Below are 19,489 nucleotides of genomic sequence, written 5' to 3'. Positions count from 1 at the left end.
CGGCACTTCAGGAGATTACCGGCATGCCCTTTCTCCGGCGCGACCAGGCCACGAGCTCGGCGGAGATCGGCGTCAGGGAACAGGCGGCTTCGGTCAGTTCGTAGTCCACACGGGGCGGGATCGTGGGATAGGCCGTGCGGCTGATGAGCCCATCGGCCTCGAGCGCTCGGAGCTGCGAGGTCAGCATGTTCTGGGTGATACCGGGCAGAGCGCGGCGCAGCTCGCCGAACCGCCTGGGTCCGGCCATGAGAACGAACAGAATATCGATCTTCCACTTGCCGACGACCGTATGGACCACCCGCCGGAACTCCGCGACCTCCTGCGCGGAGGGAATGCAGACGTCCCCGCCCCCGGAACTGCCGATCGTATCCATTTTCAAACCAAGTCCGATTTTTCTGCCTACTTGAGAGATCGTATCGCGCATCGGACATCGGAGCCATCGAAAGCGCCATTGCGGCGCTCGACCTCCTCGATGGACGACGTTTCATGATCCGCGCGACGATACTTCTTCTGAGCGGCCTTTCCCTGGCCGCTTGCCACGCCGCGAGTGCCGGTCCCGCCCGCCTGGCCTACCCGGCTCCACTCGTCATCGGCGCCATGCCGTTCTGACGATGGGACATGGTGCCGACGGACGGAACCGGGCTGCCTTGAGCGTCGGCCGGCGGGTCAGTGGTGATCGAACACGCATTGACCATGGTCGCCTAGCACCTCGATGACCCGGCAGTCGGCGACGGAGTGGTTCGCGCAGTCCGCCATGCGGGCAACCTCGACCCTGAGCGCCGTCAGCCGGGCGATCTTGTGGTCGATGTCGGCGAGGTGTGCCGCCGCGATGCGGTCGGCGCTGGCGCAAGGGCGGTCCGGCTCGCCGGCCAGCGCCAGAAGCTCGCGGATCGGCTCGATCTCGAAGCCGAGCTCCCGGGCGTGCCGGATGAAGCGAAGCCGGCGCAGGTCGCTCTCGTCGTAGAGCCGGCGGTTGCCTTCCGTGCGGCGCGGTGCGGCCAAGAGGCCGATCCCCTCGTAGTAGCGGATGGTCGGCACCTTGATGCCGCTCGCGCGCGAAGCCTCGCCGATGGACACACCGCCCGTCATTTTTCCCTTGCTCCTCTAGCCGCTAGAGGAAGTACGCCTCGTCCCGGAACGATGCAAGGAGAGCGCCATGAGCGCCACGACGGGCGAAAGCCGTTTCCGGATTACGGGCATGGATTGCGCGGCCTGCGCGAGCAAGGTCGACACCGCCGTCCGGCGGCTTCCGGGGGTGGAGGACGTCGCCGTATCCGTATCCGCCGGCACGATGCGGGTTCGTCACGGGGAAGACTTCGACGCAGGCGCCGTGACGCGGCAGGTCCGCAACCTCGGCTACGGGGCCGAAGCGGCGAGCGGCCCGATCTCCCGTACCGGCGCAGCCGGACATCACGATCACGACGATCACCGCCACCACGACCACGCTGAGGGCGAGGCTCGCGAACACGACGGCGGAAGCCACACGCACGACGATCCGGCGGAGGCCGGCCTGCCCTGGTGGCGGACGAAGAAGGCGAAGCTCACGGCCGCCTGCGGCGCGGCGCTGCTTGCGGCCTACGCTCTCGGACACTTCGCGCCCGCGATGGAGCGACCGGCCTTCCTTGCCGCGCTCGCGGTCGGCCTCGTCCCCGTCGCCTGGCGGGCGATCACGGCGGCCCGGTTCGGCAGCCCGTTCTCGATCGAGACGCTGATGACGATCGCCGCGATCGGCGCCGTCCTGATCGGGGCCGAGGAGGAGGCCGCCACCGTCGTTCTCCTGTTCCTCGTCGGCGAGATGCTGGAGGGGCTGGCGGCGAGCCGTGCCCGGGCGAGTATCCAGGGCCTGTCCGCCCTCGTGCCGAAGACGGCGCTTGTGGAAAAGGATGGCGAGACGGCCGAGGTTCCGGCCGAAAGCCTCGCCGTCGGTGCGATCATTCTCGTGCGCCCCGGAGACCGCATTCCGGCCGACGGATCGGTCGTGGAGGGATCGGGCGAGGTCGACGAGGCGCCGGTCACCGGCGAAAGCGTCCCGAAGCGCAAGACCGTCGGCGACGCCGTCTTCGCCGGCACGGTCAATGCGGGTTCGGTCCTCAGGGTGCGCGTCACGGCCGCGGCGGCCGACAACACGATCGCGCGCGTCGTCCGCCTCGTCGAGGAGGCGCAGGAAGGAAAGTCGCCGACCGAGCGTTTCATCGACCGCTTCTCGAAGGTCTATACCCCGGCCGTGCTTGCGGTCGGCTTCCTTGTCGCCGTCGTCCCGCCTTTGGCCTTCGGCGGGGACTGGAGCGAATGGATCTACAAGGGTCTTGCCATCCTTCTGATCGGCTGCCCCTGCGCGCTCGTCATCTCGACGCCGGCCGCCATTGCGGCGGGCCTCTCGGCCGGCGCCCGGCGCGGCCTGCTGATCAAGGGCGGCGTGGTGCTGGAGACGCTCGGCAAGATCACCGCCGTCGCCTTCGACAAAACGGGGACGCTGACGGCCGGCAAACCCGTCGTCACCGATGTCGTTCCCGTCGGGCGCTCGGCGCGGGACGTCCTGTCGCTTGCGGCCGCCCTGGAAAAAGGGTCGAGCCATCCGCTGGCGCTGGCGATCCTGGAAAAGGCCAAGATCGACAACGCTCCGGTACCGCCCGCCTTCGACGCGAACGCCGTTCCCGGCGAGGGCGTTGAAGGCAAGGTCGGCGGCGAACCCGTGTTTCTGGGCTCGCCGCAGGCCGCCGATCGGCGGGTGTCTCTCGGCGAGACGCAGAGGACCGCGATCGCGGCGTTGAATGCCGAAGGCAAGACCGTATCGGTCGTCATCGCGAGGGGCGGGATCGCGGGCACCATCGCCATGCGCGACGAGGCACGCCCGGACGCCCGCGAAGCGCTGGCCGCGATGAAGGCCGGCGGCATCCGCACGGTCATGCTGACGGGCGACAACCGCACGACGGCCGAGGCGGTCGCTGGCGGCCTCGGTATCGAAGCGCGGGCCGAGCTCCTGCCGCAGGACAAGCAGCGCATCGTGCGCGAACTCCAGGCGGAAGGGCTCGTCGTCGCCAAGGTCGGCGACGGCATCAACGACGCGCCGGCGCTGGCGGCCGCCGACATCGGCATCGCCATGGGCGGCGGCACCGATGTGGCGCTGGAAACGGCCGACGCCGCAATTCTTCATGGCCGCGTCCGGGACGTGCCCGACATGATCGCCCTGTCCCGGGCGACCATGAGCAACATCCGGGCGAACATCGCGATCGCGCTCGGCCTGAAGGGCGTGTTCCTGGTGACCACCGTCCTCGGCATCACGGGCCTTTGGCCGGCGATCCTCGCCGACACGGGCGCCACCGTCCTCGTCACCGCCAACGCGATGCGGCTCCTCGGCTGGAGGCCGCGTTGAGCGCCGCCGCCGGGAACACCCCGGAGGTGAACGCTGCGAAAAGCGCGTCGGCCCGCGTCCCGCAGCACTGGGGCAAGAACGCCCTCCGCTCGTTTTGCCGGGCGTCCGGTTGGGATTGCCGTATGGAGCCTGATGCCGGTCGGCTTGAAACGGGCAACCGATGCCAAGGCCACGCCGAATTTCCACCTCCCCTCCTGCAACCCTGCATTTCCGGGCGTGCTCGCCGCGGCGACGGACCTGCCCGTGGCGGTTCCCTCGCGAACTGCGTCCGCCTCACAGAACCGAATACGCGGGAGATGAGGATGCAAAGGGATGTGGTGGCGCGTCCCGCCGAACGGCTGGGGACCGGCGCGGCATTCCGGAGGCGAAGCGGTAGGACAAGCGAAGCGATCGCGCGAAGCGGAATGGAGGCTGCCGATGTCGGCACAATCGGTTGATCGGGCAAGACGGCAGGCCGGCGTCCATGACGCGCCGACCGGTCATCTGGTCCCGCTCCAGGCGGCATGGATCGTTGCACTTGCGGCGACGCTCGGAGCGCTGTTCGTCGGCGAGGTCATGGGGCGGACGCCTTGCGTCCTTTGCTGGTACCAGCGGATCGCGATGTTCCCGCTGGCCGTCCTGCTCGGCATCGCGGCTTTCCCCGGCGATTGGGGCGTGCGGTTTTATGCGCTGCCGCTGGCGGCCGTAGGTCTCGCCCTTGCCGCATTCCACACCCTCGTCCTCGCCGGGATCGTGCCCGAGGCGATCGAACCCTGCGGCGCGGGGCCGTCCTGCGCGAGCGCCGACATGACGATCCTCGGCGTCCTGCCGCTGCCGCCCCTATCCCTCGCGGCCTTCGCCGCGATCCTTCTTCTTCTTGCCCTCCCCTTCGACAGGAGACGCCGATGAACCGCCGGACCTTCGTCGCCTCCACCGCCGCCGCCGCCCTTCTAGCCTTCGGCGGCGGAGCGGCGTGGTATCGAAGCCGCCGCCCGGAAGCCGTCGCGCTTTCGGCGGAAGGCGACCGGCTCGTGCGTCCCCACTCGCCCGTGATCGGGCCCGCCGCGGCGCCGGTGACGCTGGTCGAGTTCTTCGATCCGTCCTGCGAGGCCTGCCGGGCCTTTCACCCGATCCTCGGGCAAATGCTGTCGCGACATCCCGACGACCTTCGGCTGGTGCTGCGCTACACGCCGCTCCATGCGGGCTCGGACGAAGCGGTCCGCATCCTGGAGGCCGCACGGCGACAGGGCCGGTTCGAGGCGGTCCTGGATCGGCTGTTCGAGCGGCAGCCGGAATGGGCGATCCATGGCGCGCCCGACATCGCGAAGGCCTGGGAGATCGCAGGGACGGGCGGGATCGACCTGGCCCAAGCCCGGCAGGATGCGGCGCTGCCGGAGGTGACGGCCGTCCTCGAACGCGACGTCGCGGACCTCAAGGCCATCGGTATCGCGAAGACGCCGACATTCTTCGTCAACGGAAAGGAGCCGGCGCAGTTCGGACCGCAACCGCTCTACGAAGCCATCGTCGCGCAGATCGAGGGATCGGCCAGGGATAGCTGAGCCCAAGAGCGCGAAATACGGCACGCGGTTCGACGAACTCATCGATACGATCCGGTGCGAACGCGATGGAACCGCAGGCGGGGGGTGCGGGGCGCCCAGCGCGTCCGAATGCCAGAGGTCCGCGGATCCGACGTGCCTTATTCTCTCAAATGTCCAGCAAATAGATATACATTTCTGTCGAAGGGCACCCCGCCTGCCTTAGGCTGGGCAGCGCCGCGTCGAGGAACCGTTTCGATGGGGCGATGACCCAAAGCCCCAGGAGCCCTTCCTCATGAATCGAACCGCCTTCCGTCTTTCAGGGCTCGTTGCCGGTGTCATCGCCCTCCTTTCAGGCTCTGCAAGCGCTGCGGAGCTGTCGCAGATCACCGTGGACTGGGCGACCTACAACCCGGTTTCGATCCTCCTGAAGAACGAAGGCCTTCTCGAAAAGGAGTTCGAAAAGGACGGCATCACCGTCAACTGGGTGCAATCGGCAGGCTCCAACAAGGCGCTGGAGTTCCTGAACGCGGGCTCCATCGACTTCGGCGCTTCGGCCGGAGGGGCGGCACTCGTAGCGCGCATCAACGGCAACCCCATCCGCTCGGTCGGCGTCTACTCGCTGGCTGAATGGACAGCGCTCGTCGTGCCGGAGGGCAGCCCCATCACCAAGGTCGAGGACCTGAAGGGCAAGCGCATCGCGGTCACGCGCGGCACGGACCCCCACATCTTCCTCGAGCGCGCGCTCGCCGATGCCGGACTTTCCGACAAGGACGTGACCCTTGTCCTGCTCCAACATGCCGACGGCAAGCAGGCGCTGCTGCGCGGCGACGTCGACGCCTGGGCCGGACTCGACCCGCTGATGGCCTCGGCCGAGCTCGAGAACAAGGCGGTTCTCCTCTTCCGCAAGCCCGAATACAACAGCGGCGGCGTCATCAGCGTCCCCGAGAGCTTCGCGGCCGAGCATCCCGATATCGTGCGCCGCGTGCTCGGCGCCTACGAAACGGCTCGTCAGGACGCCCTTGCCCGGCCGGAGGCGCTGAAGGAGGCGCTCGTGGCCGCAACGAAGCTGCCGCCAGAAGTGATCGAGCGTCAGCTCGAGCGCACGCGCCTCACCACCACGGCCATCCAGCCCGCCGAGCGGGAGGCGATCGCCGAGGCCGGGCTCGCCCTCCAAAAGGCCGGACTCGTCGGCGCCGAGGTCGATGTCGCCGCCGTCACGAACGAGCTGATCGACGAAAGTTTCGTCTCCCCGACCCCATGAGCGCAGGCGACATGAGCTCGACGGCTCCAACGACCGCGCCGTCCGGAACCGCCGGCGAAGCCCGAAGGTCGGCGGCCGGTGGCGGCGCTCGGATCACCGTGCCGCTCGGCTGGATCCTACCCGTTGGTCTGGCGCTGGTCTGGGAGCTGGCGGTTCGATCCGGCTGGTCGAACGGCCGTTTGATGCCGCCCCCCTCCCGCATCGCTGGCACGCTCTGTACCCTTGCCGCCAGCGGCGAGCTGTACGACCATGTCGTCGCCACATCCGTGCGCGTCGCCTGGGGCTTTGCGGCCGGTGCCGCCGTCGGCATCCTCGCTGGTGCGCTCACCGGCGCGGTGCCCCTGGCGCGTCGCCTCCTCGACCCGACGATCCAGGCGCTGCGCGCCATTCCATCCATCGCCTGGGTGCCGCTCTTCATCCTTTGGTTCGGCATCTTCGAAACTTCCAAAATCGTCCTGATCGCGGCCGGGGTGTTCTTTCCCGTCTATCTCGGCGTTGCCAGCGCCGTTCTTTCGGTGGACCGGCGCATCGTCGAGGTCGGGCGGGCCTTCCGCCTGTCGCGGCCAGCGCTCGTGCGCCGCGTCCTCCTCCCCGCCATCCTGCCTCAGACGGTGACGGCGCTGCGCACGGGTCTTGGCCTTGGCTGGATGTTCGTCGTGGCGGCGGAGTTCATGGGCGCCTCGGAGGGCCTGGGATATCTGCTCGTCGACGGCCAGCAGCTCGGCAAGGCCGACCAGATCGTCGCCGCGATCCTCGTCTTCGCCGCGCTCGGCAAGGTCAGCGATGCATGCCTGGCCGCGGCCTCCGAACCGTTCCTGCGCTGGCAGGACCGCCACCAGGACGGGATATGACCCCATGCTGATCGCCGCCAATCTCACCCGGACCTATCGCAACGGCACGACGGCGCTCCGAAACGTCTCGGCGGAGTTCGCCCCCGGAAGCATCACCGCCGTCGTCGGAGGCTCGGGCTGCGGGAAGTCGACCATGCTGCGACTTCTCGGCGGCCTCGACCGGCCCGACGGGGGCGAGGTCCTGTTCGACGGGCAGCCGATTCGCCAGCCCCACCCCGCCGTCGGCATCGTGTTCCAGGAGCCGCGGCTGATGCCCTGGCTGACCAATTCCGGCAATGTCGAGTTCGGCCTGTCGAACCTGCCGCGCGCGGTGCGCCGCGAGCGCGCGGCCGCAGCGCTCGCCCGCCTCCGGCTGGACGGGGTGGGCGCGCGATGGCCGAAGGAATTGTCCGGTGGGCAGGCCCAGCGCGTCGCCATCGCCCGCGCGCTGGTTGCAGAGCCCTCGGTGCTTCTTCTCGACGAGCCTTTCTCGGCGCTCGACAGCTTCACCCGCTCCAGCCTCCACGAGCATCTCCTCGACCTTTGGCGCGGCAGCGGTCTCACGCTGGTTCTCGTGACGCACGACCTCGACGAGGCCTTGATCCTTGCCGATCGGATTCTCGTCATGAAGCCGGGGCCGGGCCAGATCGCCGCGCATTTCGATGTCGATCTCGAACGTCCTCGCCGCCGTAGCGACTCCGCTTTCGAGACCTTGCGCGAAGAGATCGCCGGCATCATCACGACCACGGTCGCGCCGGACCGGCTTGCCTCCTGAAGGCATCCATCCCGTCGCGGTCGGGTTCGTTCACCTTGCGGCAGGGAATCCCCCGCAACGGTTGGATCGCGGGCTTCAGCTCTTGCCCCGCCAGGGAACCAGACGCCGCTCGGCCAGGCGCATCAGAAGGGTGAAGCCGAAGGCGAGCGCCGCGATGATGCCGATGCCCACGAACACCACATCGGTCGCCAGGAACTGCGCCGCCGACATGATCATGAAGCCGATGCCGCGCGTGGAGGCGATCAGCTCGGCGGCGACCAACGTGCTCCATCCCACCCCGAGCGCGATACGGATGCCGGTGAGGATTTCGGGAAGCGCCGAAGGCAGGACGACGTCGAGGAAGAGCTGGCGCCGGGTGGCGCCGAGCGTCAGCGCGCCGTTCACGCGTTCGATCGGCAGAGACCGCACGCCGGCCTGCGCCGAGAGGCAGATCGGGGCGAACATGGCGAGCACCAGAAGCGCGATCTTCGAAGTTTCCCCGATGCCGAGCCAGATGATCATCAAGGGCAGGTAGGCCAGCGGGGGCAGAGGCCAGTAGAACTCGATCGGCACGTCGAACACGCCCTTGGCCCAACGGTTGAGCCCCATCAGAAGACCGAGCGGCACCCCGATGGACGTCGCGATCACCGCGGCGGACACGATGCGCGTCAGGCTGGCGGACACGTGCTCCCAAAGCGAGGCGCCGGCATAGCCGTCGTGCGCGATCAGGAGGATCTGCGACCAGACCTCGTCCGGGCTCGGCAGGAAAAGAGGCGAAACCAGTCCGAGACGGGAAATCAGCCACCATGCCGAGAGGATCGCGGCGGCCGTGCCGATGCTGATGGCGCGCGTCGAACGGCCCTCGGTGCCGAAGCCGTGCATGCGAACGAGGCGGGGCGCTTCGGCCGTCTCGGCCTGCGGTACGGGAACGCGAACGCGGGCGATGTCGCTCATGCGGCGAGGCCTTGAAGGTCGGAGCGGTGGATGATGGCGCGCAACTCCTCGCCGAGCGCGGCGAATTCGGGACGCGCCTTGGCGGTGTGGGCGGTGCCTTCGGCGGCGAATTCCTCGACGAAGCGGAGCGGAATGCGCGCGACGATGCGCCCGGGCCTCGGCGACATCACGACGACCTCGCGCCCGAGCAGGAGCGCCTCGTCGATCGAATGCGTGATCAGGAAGATGCGCTTGCCGGTTCGGTGCCAGACGCTGACGAGAAGCTCCTGCATCGTTTCGCGCGTCATCGAATCCAGGGCGCCGAAGGGTTCGTCCATCAGGAGGATTTCCGGATCGGTGGCGAGCGCTCGCGCAATGCCGGCGCGCTGGCGCATGCCCCCGGACAGTTCGTACGGGTAAGCCTTCCCGAAGTCCTGAAGGCCGACGAGGCCGAGGAGTTCGTCCGCCCGCTCGCGGCGCTCGGCGCGCCCGAGGCCCGCGAACTTCAACCCGAGCGCGACGTTGTCCGCCACGCTCTTCCAGGGCAGGAGCGTGTCCTTCTGGAAGACGACGCCACGGTCGGCACCCGGCCCCGCGATCGGCCGCTCGTTCAGCGTGATGGTGCCGCTCGACACCGGCAGGAACCCGGCGATCGCATTCAGAAGCGTGGACTTGCCGCAGCCCGACGCGCCCAGCGCCACCACGAAACCGCGATCGGGAATGTCGAGCGACACGCGGTCCAGGGCATGGACGGCGCGCCCGTCGCGTCCCGCAAAATGGATGCTGACGCGATCGACCTTGAGCATGGAACCGTTCTCCCTTGGGGTCGAAATGTTAGAACAGGCCGCGTCAAAGGAGGCGGCCTGTCCGGTTCGCTCTCAGTTCGTCAGGGCCAGCGCGGTCGGGGTGACGAAGTCGGCGTAGGAGGCGAGAACACGCGATACCTTGCCCTGCTCCTTCAGGAAGGTCGCCGTGTCCTTCAGGATCTTGGCCGCACCCGAATCCGCGCCGCCGCCGAGCCACTGGGCGGAAGCCTGCTCTTCGGGCGTCAGCAGCGTCAGGTTCTTCAAGGCCGCCGCCTGCTGCTCGGCCGTGCCGCCGAGGAATTGGGCCAGCGTCTTGGCGTTCTCGCTGTCCGGCCCCCAGGCGGCCGGGTCCTGCCGGAACGATGCATAGATCTTGTCGACGACGCCCGCGAAGCTCTTCAGGAATTCGGGGTTCTCCTTGGCGAACTCGCCCGCCGCGACCCAGGCCGAGAAGGTCGGGGCGCCCTTTTCCGCGACCTCGCGCGAGGTGACGAGGACCTTGCCGCCCTTTTTCAGCTCGGTCAAAGCGGGATCCCAGACGAAGCCGCCGTCGAGATCGCCGCGGTTATAGGCGGCGACGATCTCGGGCTGGGGAATGGCGAAGACCTGAACATCCTTTTCGCTGAGACCCTGCGCCTTGATGAGGGCCAGCAACTGATAATGATCGGTGGACACGGGAGCGGCCGCGAGCTTCTTGCCCTTCAGGTCGCCCAGCCCCTCGATGCCCGATCCGTTGCGCACCACGAGCGCTTCGTCCGTGCCCGAGATCGAGGCGAGCTGGAACGCCTTCACGTCGAGCCCGCGCGAGGTCGCCGCCGCGAACGGGCTCGACCCGACATAGCCGACCTGCACGTCGCCCGACGCGATGGCGGCGAAGATGTCGGCGCCGGAATTGAACTTGCGGAAATCGATCTCGTATCCCGTGGCGCGCTGGAACTCGCCGCTGGCGATGGCGACCGACGACGGCAACGCGTCCGTCTGGTAGGCGACCGTCACCTTCTTGTCGGCAGCCTCGGCGCCCGTTCCGAAGGTCAGCGCCATCGCTCCCGCCAAGGCGGCGATCCAAGTTTTCGTCCGTTTCATGCTTCCCAGGCCCCCTTGCGTCGTTCATCGAACTCGGACGGCGAAAGCCGGCTTTCCTGGCTCGCTCTGCCGATGAAGACAGTATCGGCGACTAGGAAGACGGGAACGAGATAAATCCATCCACAAGATATACTGATTTGGGAACGTTTCGTCCGTTGAACGAAGCTGCGGGAACTCGAAAGAACTCTACGCGATGCGGCCTGCTGGGTGCCGTCGTCAGCGGGCTCCGCGATGATCGAGCCGGGCGGTAATGCGGTCCCCGACCCATTGCAGGGCGCAGACGAGAACGATCAGAACGGCGACCACCGCGATCATCACCCCAGTCTCGAAGCGTTGGTAGCCGTAGCGGATGGCGAGATCGCCGAGCCCCCCCGCCCCGATCGCCCCCGCCATGGCCGAAGCGCCGACGAGCGTCACGAGCGTGACCGTGAAGCCGGCGACGATGCCCGGCAGCGCCTCGGGAACCAGCACCTCACGCACGATGTGCCAGCGATTGCCGCCCATCGCCCGGATCGCCTCGATAAGGCCGGGCTCGACCTCGCGCAAGGAAACTTCGGCGATGCGCGCGTAATAGGGCGTCGCGGCGATGGCGAGCGGAACGATCGCCGCCCAGGTGCCGAGCGAGGTGCCGACGATGAAGCGCGTCACCGGGATCAGCGCCACGAGAAGGATGATGAACGGCACGGAGCGGAAGCCGTTGATCACCGCGCCCAAAATGGAATTGACCCAGCGGTTCTCGGCAAAGCCGCCCTTGGCGGTCGCCACCAGCACGAGCCCGAGCGGCAGCCCGACCACCAGCGAGATCACGCCCGACGCCATCGTCATCAGGATCGTTTCCCAGATGGAGCGAACGAGCAGGCGAAGCATCACGTCAGACATAGCCCAGAACCTCCACGCGAGCGCCCTTCCCTTCCAGGATCGATCGGACGATCGCAACCTCCGGCTCGCCCGACACGGCGACGCGCAGGAACAGCGTCCCGACCGTGTGGCCCTGGATCGCCTCGAGGCCGCCATGGATGAACTCGACGGGCCGGCCGAGCGCGGCCTGCATTTCAGGAAGAAGGCGCGAAGCCTCCCCGCCGACGACATCCGCCCTGACGACGACGAAACGCCCCGGAACCGGACCAAGCGCCTGCGCCAGGGCTTCGGGCAGTTGCGGGCGCACGGGGCCGAGAAGCGTGCGGGTCAGGGCCTGTTCGGGCCGCGCGAAGATGCGCCACACCGGCCCTTCCTCGACGATGCGCCCCGCTTCGATCACCGCCACCCGGTCGGCGATCGCGCGCACCACCTCCATTTCGTGGGTGATGAGGACGATCGAAAGGCCGAGGCGGCGGTTGATGTCGCGCAAGAGCGCCAGGATGGAGCGGGTGGTTTCGGGGTCCAGCGCGGAGGTCGCCTCGTCGGACAGGAGCAGCGCGGGCTGGGCCGCCAGCGCCCGCGCGATGCCGACGCGCTGCTTCTGCCCGCCCGAAAGCTGAGCGGGAAACGAGGCCGCCTTCTCGGTGAGGCCGACGAGGTCCAGAAGCTCGTCGACGCGCGCGTTCCGGGCCTGCCGGCCCTCCCCCGCGATCTTGAGCGGCAGCGCGACGTTGTCCCGGACGGTCTTCGCCGACAGGAGGTTGAAGTGCTGGAAGATCATGCCGACGCGCCGGCGAAGCGGCTGGAACTCGCCTTCGCTCAAGTGGGTGATGTCCCGCCCCTCGATCTCGACGCGTCCCGCATCGGGCCGCTCCAGCCCGTTGAGGCAGCGGATCAGCGTGGACTTTCCCGCCCCCGAACGCCCGATGATGCCGAGGATCTCGCCTTGGCGCACCCGGAGCGAGATGCCGTCCAGCGCGGCCGTCCGGCCGAAGCGTCGCACGACGCCGTCGAGCCGCACGATATCCGGGACGCCCGGCGGCGCCGAAGCCGCTTCGTTGAGGGAAACGTGCTGGGTCATGAACGCTGGTGAAACCTCAAGGGGAAAGGGCGGCGCGGTTGCCCGCGCCGCCCGATGGGTGACGTTCGATGAAGTTGCGACGGGATCAATAGGCCGAAAGGCCGGTGCCCTTGTAGACCTTGTCGAACTCGGCCTTCACGGTCGGGTTCTGGTAGGACGCGACAAGATTCTGCACCCAGGGCTCGTCCTTCGATTCGGTGCGCACGGCGATGAAGTTGCTGTAGGGATTGCCCTCCACCGCCTCCTGCGCGATCCGGTCCTTCTCGGCGTCGAGGCCCGACTTCAGCGCCCAGTCGGTGTTGACCACGGCTGCGTCGAGATCCTCAATGGACCGGCCGACGACGCCCGAATCCAGTTCCTTGATCTCGAGATTGCGCGGGTTCTCCTCGACGTCGGCGAGCGTCGCCAGGATGCCGGTGCCGTCCTTCAGCTTGATCAGCCCCTCGCGCTCCAGGAGCTTCAAAGCGCGGCCCTCGTTGGACGGGTCGTTGGGAACGCCGACCACGGAGCCTTCCTTCAGGTCGGCCACGCTGTCGGCCTTGCGCGAATAAAGACCGATCGGCCAGACGCCGGTGTAGCCGACCTTCTCGATCTTGTAGCCGTGCGTCTTGATCTGATTGTCGAGATAGGGCTGATGCTGGAAGGCGTTGGCATCCACCTCGCCGTTCTGCAGAGCCTCGTTCGGCTGGGTGTAGTCGTTGAACACCACGGTCTCGATCTGGAGGTCGTGCTTGGCGGCCTCGGTCGCGACCACGCGCCAGACGTCCTCGTCCTCGCCGCTCATGATGCCGACCTTGATCGACTTCGCTTCGGCATGCGCGGCCCCGCCGGACAGGGCAAGAAGCGAAGCGGCCGAAAGCATCGCGGACAGAAGCACGCGGCGGGACAGGCTGGCGGGGGCAAGAGAGCGAAGACGCATCGTCGGCTTTCCGAAACGAGAGAAGGGGGCCATCGGCAAACAACGCCCGCCGACGCTCCGACTTAATCTGTCTACAACAACGATATACAGAAACGGTGATGCGTCTTGGCGAACGGTTTGAGAAAAAACGTCCACCTCCCCGCCCTCCTCGGAGCGGCGCATGCGTTTCGAATCGCGGGGAGCCGCTTTAAGCTGCAGGTCCCGCTTCGAACCGGACGCTTCCCATGGCCCGCTCTTCCATCCTTCTCGCTCTTCTCCTCGTCGGAGCCGGGTCCACGTCCGCCCTCGCACAGACGGCCGATCCGGACGCCGTGATCCGCATCGGCTCGCTCTACGAGCCGCAGAACCTCGACAACACGGCTGGCGCCGGCCAGGGCATCAACGAGGCCTTCAACGGCAACGTCTACGAAGCGCTCTTCAAGCTGACCGATGCCGGAACGGTCGAGCCGGCGCTCGCGCAGACGCACACGGTCAGCGAGAACGGCCTCACCCACACGTTCACCCTTCGCGAGGGCGTCCGCTTCCATTCGGGCAAAGCGCTGACGGCGGCCGACGTCAAGGCCTCGATCGAGCGGGTGACGGCCGAGACGTCCAAGAGTTCACGCAAGAAGAGCCTGGCCACGATCGCGGGGATCGAGACGCCCGACGATCGCACTGTGGTGGTGAAGCTGTCGGCACGCTCGATCTCGCTGCCCTACAACCTGTCCTATGTCTGGATCGTCAACGACGCGGCCGGCGACATCACCGCCAAGGAAGACGGCACCGGCCCCTATACGCTGGCCGACTGGCGCCGTGGCTCGGCCCTTTCGCTCCAGCGCTTCGACGGATACTGGGGCGATAAGGCTGGGAACGGCGAAGTCGTGTTCCAGTACTTCACGGACGCGACCGCGCTCGGCAACGCGCTCCTGACGGACGCGGTCGATATCGTCACCTCGGTCCAGAGCCCGGACGCGCTTTCGCAGTTCCAGGGCAATCCGGGCTTCACCGTCTCGGAAGGCGCTTCCACCACCAAGGAACTCCTGGCCTACAACGACCGCGTCGCCCCGTTCAACGACGTCCGAGTGCGCAAGGCCCTGGCGCGCGCCGTCGACAAGAAGCGCCTCCTGAATTCGATCTGGGGCGACTACGGCACGCTCATCGGCTCCTTCGTGCCGCCGACCGACCCCTGGTACGAGGATCTGACGGGTGTCGACGCCTACGATCCGGCGAGCGCCAAGGCGCTTCTGGCCGAGGCGGGTCTCGCCGACGGGTTCGAGTTCACTCTCGACACCCCCGACTACGATCCCCATCCGATCGTCGCGGAGTTCCTGCAGAGCGAGTACGCCAAGATCGGCGTCAAGGTGACGATCAACGTCATCACCGCCAACGAGTGGTACACCAAGATCTACCAGAGCCACGATTTCCAGGCGACGCTGCAGGAGCACGTCAACCACCGCGACATCGTCTTCTACGGCAATCCGGACTTCTACTGGGGCTACGACAACCCTCAGGTCGTCAAGCTCATCGCCGACGCGGAGAAGGAGGCGACGGAGGCGGGGCAGACGGACAAGCTTCGTCAGGCCAATCGGCTGATCGCCGAGGACGCGGCGAGCAACTGGCTCTACCTCTATCCCCAGATCGTGGTGGCCAACGCGAACGTGACGGGCTATCCGGTGAACGGTCTCAACTCGCAATTCTACGCCGCAGGAATCACCAAGGCGGACTGACCGCGAGCCCAGTCGACCGAAACGCCGTCGGCCCGAACTGCCGGCGGCATCGCATTTCAGGGGCCGACCCATTCTCGCCTACGCCATCCGACGCACGCTGATCCTCCTCGTTTCTCTGCTGGCGGCGGCGCTGATTCTCTTCGTGCTCCTGCGTCTTCTGCCCGGCGATCCGGCCAATGCCCTCGTGGGCGTCGGCGCGACCCCCGAGCAGTTGGCAGCGGCGCGCGCCGAGGTCGGCTCGGACCAGCCTATCGCCGCGCAGTTCGCGCGCTACCTTGCGGATCTCTCGCGTCTCGACCTCGGCACGTCCTTCGTCAGCCGCGCGGGCGTATCGGGCGAGATCGCAGCCCGCTTGTCCGTGACGCTGCCGCTGACGCTGGCCGGCTTCCTCCTCGCACTCCTTCTTGCCGTGCCATTGGGCATCCTTGCGGCACTGCGGGCGGACCGCCCTTCTGGCGCTGCCATTTCGGTCGTCTCGCAGCTCGGTGTCGCCGTCCCCGCATTCTGGGTCGGCATCCTCCTGGTCACGCTGTTCGCGGTGAACCTGCGTTGGCTGCCTTCGGGCAGCTTCCCGCGGCGAGGATGGGGCGATCCGTCCGGTGCGATGGAGGCGATGATCCTCCCGGCGCTGACGGTCGGTCTCGTGATGGGAGCCTCGCTGCTGCGCTACGTACGCGCGGCGACGCAAGGGGTCATCGGCTCCGACTACCTGCGCACGGCGCGCGCGATGGGGGCCGGGCGGCGCGAGGCGCTCCTGCGGCACGGGTTTCGCAACGGCGCCATTCCCGTCGTCTCCATCCTCGGCATCGAGATCGCGAGCACCTTTCTCGGCGCCGTCGTGGTGGAGCGCGTCTTCAGCCTGCCCGGTCTCGGCTCCATGCTGCTGCTCGCCATCCAGCAGCGCGATTATCCGAGCGTCCAGGGCGTTCTCTTCGTTTCGACCCTTCTGGTGCTTCTCGTCGGTTTTGCCGCCGATCTCCTTCAGCGCCTTCTCGACCCGCGCCTGCGGGAGAGATCGGGCGCATGAGCGCGCTCGCCGCCTCGGCCTCGAAGCCACCCCGCTCCTGGACGTTGCGGGTCGGCCTCGTCCTCGTCGCGCTCCATCTCGCCGTCGCGCTCCTCACGCTGGTCTGGACGCCCTATGACCCGACCGAGCTCGCGGGGCGCCGACTGGAGGGCCCGAGCCTTCTTCACCTCGCCGGCACCGATCGGCTCGGCCGCGATCTCCTGACGCAGATGATGATCGGCAGCCGCATCGCGCTCCTGGTCGGCACCGGAGCGGTCGCGGTCGGGGCCCTCGTCGGCGTCACGCTCGGCATTCTCGCCGCCTTCGCCTCGCGCTGGCTCGACGACGCGCTGGCTGCCGCGCTCGATATCATGATCGCCTTTCCGACGCTCCTGATCGCCATGCTGGTGGTCGCGGTCAGCGAAAGCGCCAGCCTGTTCACCGCCGTCCTGGCGCTCGGCCTCGGCCTTTCCGCCATCTTCGCGCGGCTGACGCGCATTCTCGCCAAGCGCGTCATCGTGCTCGACTTCGTCACCGCCGCGTGCACCTGCGGCACGTCCTGGCCCGGCATCGTGTTCGGGCATGTCCTGCCCAACATCTGGCCCCAGTTGTCGGTCGCCTTCGCGCTGCAGTTCGGGCTCGCCGTGATCGCCGAGGCTTCGCTGTCCTATCTCGGCCTTGGCGCGCCGCCGCCCAACGCATCCTGGGGCCGGCTGCTGCAGGAAGCGCAGGGCACGGTCTTCACCGCGCCGCTCGGCGCCGTTCTTCCCGGCCTTGCCCTCGTTTCGCTGGTGATCGGCATCAACCTCCTGGCCGACGGCCTTCGCGAGCGGTCCGATCCGCGACAGGCCGGGCGATGACCCCCCTCCTCTCCATCACCGGCCTGACGATCCGTTCCGGCGACACGCCGCTCGTCCAGGATCTGTCGCTCGGCGTCGGCCCGCGCGAGCGCGTCGGCCTGATCGGCGAATCCGGATCGGGTAAGTCGCTCACCGCGCTGGCCATCGCCGGTCTCCTGCCCGCGGGCATTCGAGCCGAAGGCTCGGTGCGCCTGGCCGGCGAGGAGGTGGTCGGCGCGCCCGACCGGCGCCTCGACGCCCTTCGTGGGAGCGCCGTCGCTCTCGTCTTCCAGGAACCCCTCACCGCGCTCGATCCGCTGATGCGCGTCGGCCGTCAGGTGGCCCTGCCGCTTGCCCGGCGCAGCCGCCGCGACGGGGCGCTCCTGCGGGGGCATGCGCTCGACCGGGCGGTCGAAGAGCTTTTCGCCGAGGTCGCCCTGCCCGAGCCCGGCCGGATCGCGCGCGCCTATCCGCACGAATTGTCCGGCGGCCAGCGCCAGCGCGTCGCGATCGCCATGGCGCTCGCCTGCCGACCGGACCTCCTGATCGCCGACGAGCCGACGACCGCGCTCGACGTGACGACACAGGGCGAGGTGCTCGCCCTTCTCGATCGCCTCGTCGCCGAGCGGGGCATGGCGCTCCTGTTCATCGGCCACGACCTCGCCGTCGTCGCTCAGGCCGTGGACCGGCTGGTGGTCCTCCAGCGCGGCATCGCCGTGGAAGCGGGACCCACCGCCGAGGTCCTCGGCGCGCCTCGCCATCCCTACACGCAAAGCCTCGTCGCCGCCGCCCGCCGCTTCGATGCCGCATTGGGGCCCCTCGCATGACGCTGCTCGCCCTCGACGACGCGACCTATGCCTACGACGCGCGGCGCACGGTGCTGCACGGCGTCTCGCTCGAAATCGGCGAAGGCGAGGCGGTGGGCCTCGTGGGCGAGTCGGGCTCCGGCAAGACGACGATGCTGCGCCTCGCGCTCGGCCTCGCGCGCCCGACGACGGGCGCCGTCCGCTTCGAGGGCGCCGCGCTCGATACCCGCGATCGCCGCCGGATGCGGCAGTTCCGCCAGAGCGTCCAGGCCGTGTTCCAGGACCCCTACGCCTCGCTCGACCCGCGCCAGCGCGTCGGCGCCATCGTCGCCGAGCCGCTGCGCTCGCTGCGGATCGCGGGCGACCACCCGTCCATGGTGGCAAACGCCCTGCGGGCCGTCGGGCTCGACCCGGAAATCGCCGGGCGCTATCCCCATCAGTTTTCCGGCGGCCAGCGCCAGCGCATCGCCATCGCGCGCGCCGTGGTCTGCGGTCCGCGCCTGCTCCTGGCCGACGAGGCTCTGAGCGCACTGGACCTCACCACCCGCATCCGCATCCTCGATCTTCTGGCGGAGCTCGGCACGCGCATTTCGATCCTCTTCGTTTCGCACGATATCGGCGCGGTTGCGGCGCTTTGCCGGCGCATCGTCATCCTAGAGCGCGGTCGCGTGGTGGAAGCGGGTCCGACCGCCGCCGTTCTCGCCAACCCGTCCCACCCCTATACGCAACGCCTTCTCGCCAGCGTTCCCCGCCTCGACCCGGAAGGACCATCCCGATGAGCGACCCCATCTCCGCAGCGCAAGCCGAGTTCCGGGCCTTTCGCGAAAGCCGCCTTGCGGCACTGGCCGCTCCGGACGGCTGGCTCAACATCGTCGGCCGCTACCCGCTGGAGAACGGCACGTTGCGCGTCGGCAGCGCGCCCGGAAACGACATCGTCCTGCCGACGGGACCGGCGGAGGTCGGCACGCTTACGCAGGACGAGACGGGCGTCAGCTACCGGCCGGCGGGCGGCGGCTCCGAACAAAGGCTCGCCCTGTCGAAATACGCCCCGCCCCGCTTCACGAGCAGTCACCTCCTCCTCGAGGTCACGACGTTGAACGGCGAGAACGCCCTGCGGGTGCGCGACACGACCCCGATCGAGCCGGATCACCTGCCGAAGCTTTCGACCTTCCCGTTCGATCCCTCCTGGCGGATCACCGCGCGCTGGGAGCGCCTCGACGCCCCCCACGCGATGGAAATCGACACCAGCCGCAGCATCCGCACCGCCGTCGAGGCGACACATCGCGCCGTGTTCGAGCGGGACGGACAACGCTTCGAGCTTCTAGCGACGCACGGCACGCCGGAGCGCCCGCAGTTCGTCTTCCGCGACGCGACGGCGAAGGGCGGCGAAACCTATCCGGCCGCACGCTTCCTGTTCGGCGAGGGGGTGACGGACACGACGATCGTCCTCGACTTCAACCGCGCCGTGAACCCGCCTTGCGCCTTCACCGACTTCGCGGTCTGCCCCCTGCCCCCGCCTGAAAACGTCCTGCCGATCCGCATCGAAGCCGGCGAACTCGCGCCGCCCTCGCATCCGACGACGCGATGAATGAACCTCGATGAAGCTTCAACAGAGGACTCGCCAGTGCATGGGCCGACCGGAATCCGGTATAGCGCGAATGCCGGATCGATAGGGGAACGCACGTCGCGAAGGAACGACCGCCATCTCGATCGAAAA

Annotated in this window: 20 protein-coding genes; 12 read left to right on the top strand and 8 right to left on the bottom strand. The window is 68.2% G+C overall.

All coding sequences use genetic code 11. The annotated features are described in order from the left end of the window. Positions 1-7 precede the first annotated feature (7 nt). Positions 8-373 (bottom strand): winged helix-turn-helix transcriptional regulator, encoded by a 366-nt coding sequence (locus H7A85_RS15450; protein ID WP_182086856.1) that lies wholly within the window; start codon positions 371-373, stop codon positions 8-10. 293 nt (positions 374-666) lie between these two features. Further along, positions 667-1,089 (bottom strand): helix-turn-helix domain-containing protein, encoded by a 423-nt coding sequence (locus H7A85_RS15445; protein WP_182086855.1) that lies wholly within the window; start codon positions 1,087-1,089, stop codon positions 667-669. 67 nt (positions 1,090-1,156) lie between these two features. Between H7A85_RS15445 and H7A85_RS15440 the strand changes: the two genes are divergently transcribed. The 6 genes from H7A85_RS15440 (at position 1,157) to H7A85_RS15415 (ending at position 7,756) form a co-directional block, all read left to right on the top strand. After that, entirely contained in the window at positions 1,157-3,373 is a 2,217-nt protein-coding gene (locus tag H7A85_RS15440) for a heavy metal translocating P-type ATPase (protein WP_182086854.1), read from the top strand. Positions 3,374-3,790: 417 nt separating this feature from the next. Further along, positions 3,791-4,261: a disulfide bond formation protein B gene (locus tag H7A85_RS15435; protein WP_182086853.1), complete on the top strand. Its 471-nt coding sequence runs from the start codon at positions 3,791-3,793 to the stop codon at positions 4,259-4,261. Beyond that, positions 4,258-4,911, top strand: coding sequence for a thioredoxin domain-containing protein (locus tag H7A85_RS15430; RefSeq protein ID WP_182086852.1), 654 nt, complete (start codon positions 4,258-4,260; stop codon positions 4,909-4,911). The genes H7A85_RS15435 and H7A85_RS15430 overlap by 4 nt, the downstream gene beginning before the upstream one ends. Positions 4,912-5,182: 271 nt before the next feature. Beyond that, positions 5,183-6,151 carry an aliphatic sulfonate ABC transporter substrate-binding protein gene (locus tag H7A85_RS15425; RefSeq protein ID WP_182086851.1) on the top strand — a complete coding sequence of 323 codons (969 nt, stop codon included), beginning with the start codon at positions 5,183-5,185 and terminating at the stop codon, positions 6,149-6,151. A gap of 11 nt (positions 6,152-6,162) precedes the next feature. After that, positions 6,163-7,002, top strand: a complete 840-nt coding sequence (locus H7A85_RS15420) for an ABC transporter permease (RefSeq protein ID WP_182086850.1) — start codon at positions 6,163-6,165, stop codon at positions 7,000-7,002. A gap of 4 nt (positions 7,003-7,006) precedes the next feature. Further along, the gene (locus H7A85_RS15415; RefSeq protein ID WP_182086849.1) at positions 7,007-7,756 is read left to right on the top strand and encodes an ABC transporter ATP-binding protein; all 750 of its coding nucleotides are present in this window, start codon (positions 7,007-7,009) and stop codon (positions 7,754-7,756) included. A gap of 75 nt (positions 7,757-7,831) precedes the next feature. On the opposite strand, the gene H7A85_RS15410 is transcribed toward H7A85_RS15415, so the two are convergent. From H7A85_RS15410 to H7A85_RS15385, 6 genes are all read right to left on the bottom strand, one after another. Continuing rightward, complete coding sequence (locus H7A85_RS15410) at positions 7,832-8,689, bottom strand: ABC transporter permease subunit (RefSeq protein WP_182086848.1); 858 nt, start codon at positions 8,687-8,689, stop codon at positions 7,832-7,834. Next, positions 8,686-9,474 carry an ABC transporter ATP-binding protein gene (locus H7A85_RS15405; RefSeq protein WP_182086847.1) on the bottom strand — a complete coding sequence of 263 codons (789 nt, stop codon included), beginning with the start codon at positions 9,472-9,474 and terminating at the stop codon, positions 8,686-8,688. Before H7A85_RS15405 ends, H7A85_RS15410 begins: the two co-directional genes overlap by 4 nt. A 72-nt stretch (positions 9,475-9,546) precedes the next feature. Further along, on the bottom strand, positions 9,547-10,515 hold the full coding sequence (gene tauA / locus H7A85_RS15400; RefSeq protein WP_244631236.1) for a taurine ABC transporter substrate-binding protein: 969 nt from the start codon (positions 10,513-10,515) through the stop codon (positions 9,547-9,549). A 258-nt stretch (positions 10,516-10,773) separates the two neighbouring features. Beyond that, complete coding sequence (locus tag H7A85_RS15395; protein ID WP_182086845.1) at positions 10,774-11,436, bottom strand: methionine ABC transporter permease; 663 nt, start codon at positions 11,434-11,436, stop codon at positions 10,774-10,776. Beyond that, complete coding sequence (locus H7A85_RS15390) at positions 11,429-12,496, bottom strand: ATP-binding cassette domain-containing protein (protein ID WP_182086844.1); 1,068 nt, start codon at positions 12,494-12,496, stop codon at positions 11,429-11,431. The genes H7A85_RS15395 and H7A85_RS15390 overlap by 8 nt, the downstream gene beginning before the upstream one ends. A gap of 85 nt (positions 12,497-12,581) precedes the next feature. Next, positions 12,582-13,415: a MetQ/NlpA family lipoprotein gene (locus H7A85_RS15385; RefSeq protein WP_182086843.1), complete on the bottom strand. Its 834-nt coding sequence runs from the start codon at positions 13,413-13,415 to the stop codon at positions 12,582-12,584. A 224-nt stretch (positions 13,416-13,639) separates the two neighbouring features. On the opposite strand from H7A85_RS15385, the gene H7A85_RS15380 reads away from it, so the two are divergent. From H7A85_RS15380 to H7A85_RS15355, 6 genes are all read left to right on the top strand, one after another. After that, positions 13,640-15,121: an ABC transporter substrate-binding protein gene (locus tag H7A85_RS15380; RefSeq protein WP_182086842.1), complete on the top strand. Its 1,482-nt coding sequence runs from the start codon at positions 13,640-13,642 to the stop codon at positions 15,119-15,121. 85 nt (positions 15,122-15,206) lie between these two features. Further along, positions 15,207-16,148, top strand: coding sequence for an ABC transporter permease (locus H7A85_RS15375; protein ID WP_244631235.1), 942 nt, complete (start codon positions 15,207-15,209; stop codon positions 16,146-16,148). Then, entirely contained in the window at positions 16,145-16,987 is an 843-nt protein-coding gene (locus H7A85_RS15370; protein WP_182086841.1) for an ABC transporter permease, read from the top strand. Before H7A85_RS15375 ends, H7A85_RS15370 begins: the two co-directional genes overlap by 4 nt. Then, on the top strand, positions 16,984-17,793 hold the full coding sequence (locus tag H7A85_RS15365; protein WP_182086840.1) for an ABC transporter ATP-binding protein: 810 nt from the start codon (positions 16,984-16,986) through the stop codon (positions 17,791-17,793). The genes H7A85_RS15370 and H7A85_RS15365 overlap by 4 nt, the downstream gene beginning before the upstream one ends. Next, on the top strand, positions 17,790-18,551 hold the full coding sequence (locus H7A85_RS15360) for an ABC transporter ATP-binding protein (protein ID WP_182086839.1): 762 nt from the start codon (positions 17,790-17,792) through the stop codon (positions 18,549-18,551). The genes H7A85_RS15365 and H7A85_RS15360 overlap by 4 nt, the downstream gene beginning before the upstream one ends. Continuing rightward, positions 18,548-19,360 carry a DUF1684 domain-containing protein gene (locus tag H7A85_RS15355; RefSeq protein ID WP_182086838.1) on the top strand — a complete coding sequence of 271 codons (813 nt, stop codon included), beginning with the start codon at positions 18,548-18,550 and terminating at the stop codon, positions 19,358-19,360. Before H7A85_RS15360 ends, H7A85_RS15355 begins: the two co-directional genes overlap by 4 nt. The last annotated feature ends 129 nt before the right edge of the window (positions 19,361-19,489 follow it).

It is taken from the genome of Aureimonas sp. ME7 (assembly GCF_903970965.1).
GTDB lineage: Bacteria > Pseudomonadota > Alphaproteobacteria > Rhizobiales > Rhizobiaceae > Aureimonas.
Note: the sequence above shows the minus strand (reverse complement) of the source record. Positions and strands in the feature narration are given on the sequence as shown.

Excerpts from the sequence above, each read along its gene's own strand:
- H7A85_RS15395 (WP_182086845.1), bottom strand. The coding sequence starts at position 11,436 with ATGTCTGACGTGATGCTTCGCCTGCTCGTTCGCTCCATCTGGGAAACG.
- H7A85_RS15420 (WP_182086850.1), top strand. The coding sequence starts at position 6,163 with ATGAGCTCGACGGCTCCAACGACCGCGCCGTCCGGAACCGCCGGCGAA.
- H7A85_RS15440 (WP_182086854.1), top strand. The coding sequence starts at position 1,157 with ATGAGCGCCACGACGGGCGAAAGCCGTTTCCGGATTACGGGCATGGAT.
- H7A85_RS15355 (WP_182086838.1), top strand. The coding sequence starts at position 18,548 with ATGAGCGACCCCATCTCCGCAGCGCAAGCCGAGTTCCGGGCCTTTCGC.
- H7A85_RS15385 (WP_182086843.1), bottom strand. The coding sequence starts at position 13,415 with ATGCGTCTTCGCTCTCTTGCCCCCGCCAGCCTGTCCCGCCGCGTGCTT.
- H7A85_RS15430 (WP_182086852.1), top strand. The coding sequence starts at position 4,258 with ATGAACCGCCGGACCTTCGTCGCCTCCACCGCCGCCGCCGCCCTTCTA.
- tauA (WP_244631236.1), bottom strand. The coding sequence starts at position 10,515 with ATGGCGCTGACCTTCGGAACGGGCGCCGAGGCTGCCGACAAGAAGGTG.
- H7A85_RS15435 (WP_182086853.1), top strand. The coding sequence starts at position 3,791 with ATGTCGGCACAATCGGTTGATCGGGCAAGACGGCAGGCCGGCGTCCAT.
- H7A85_RS15425 (WP_182086851.1), top strand. The coding sequence starts at position 5,183 with ATGAATCGAACCGCCTTCCGTCTTTCAGGGCTCGTTGCCGGTGTCATC.
- H7A85_RS15415 (WP_182086849.1), top strand. The coding sequence starts at position 7,007 with ATGCTGATCGCCGCCAATCTCACCCGGACCTATCGCAACGGCACGACG.
- H7A85_RS15365 (WP_182086840.1), top strand. The coding sequence starts at position 16,984 with ATGACCCCCCTCCTCTCCATCACCGGCCTGACGATCCGTTCCGGCGAC.
- H7A85_RS15410 (WP_182086848.1), bottom strand. The coding sequence starts at position 8,689 with ATGAGCGACATCGCCCGCGTTCGCGTTCCCGTACCGCAGGCCGAGACG.
- H7A85_RS15445 (WP_182086855.1), bottom strand. The coding sequence starts at position 1,089 with ATGACGGGCGGTGTGTCCATCGGCGAGGCTTCGCGCGCGAGCGGCATC.
- H7A85_RS15405 (WP_182086847.1), bottom strand. The coding sequence starts at position 9,474 with ATGCTCAAGGTCGATCGCGTCAGCATCCATTTTGCGGGACGCGACGGG.
- H7A85_RS15360 (WP_182086839.1), top strand. The coding sequence starts at position 17,790 with ATGACGCTGCTCGCCCTCGACGACGCGACCTATGCCTACGACGCGCGG.
- H7A85_RS15370 (WP_182086841.1), top strand. The coding sequence starts at position 16,145 with ATGAGCGCGCTCGCCGCCTCGGCCTCGAAGCCACCCCGCTCCTGGACG.
- H7A85_RS15380 (WP_182086842.1), top strand. The coding sequence starts at position 13,640 with ATGGCCCGCTCTTCCATCCTTCTCGCTCTTCTCCTCGTCGGAGCCGGG.
- H7A85_RS15390 (WP_182086844.1), bottom strand. The coding sequence starts at position 12,496 with ATGACCCAGCACGTTTCCCTCAACGAAGCGGCTTCGGCGCCGCCGGGC.
- H7A85_RS15450 (WP_182086856.1), bottom strand. The coding sequence starts at position 373 with ATGGATACGATCGGCAGTTCCGGGGGCGGGGACGTCTGCATTCCCTCC.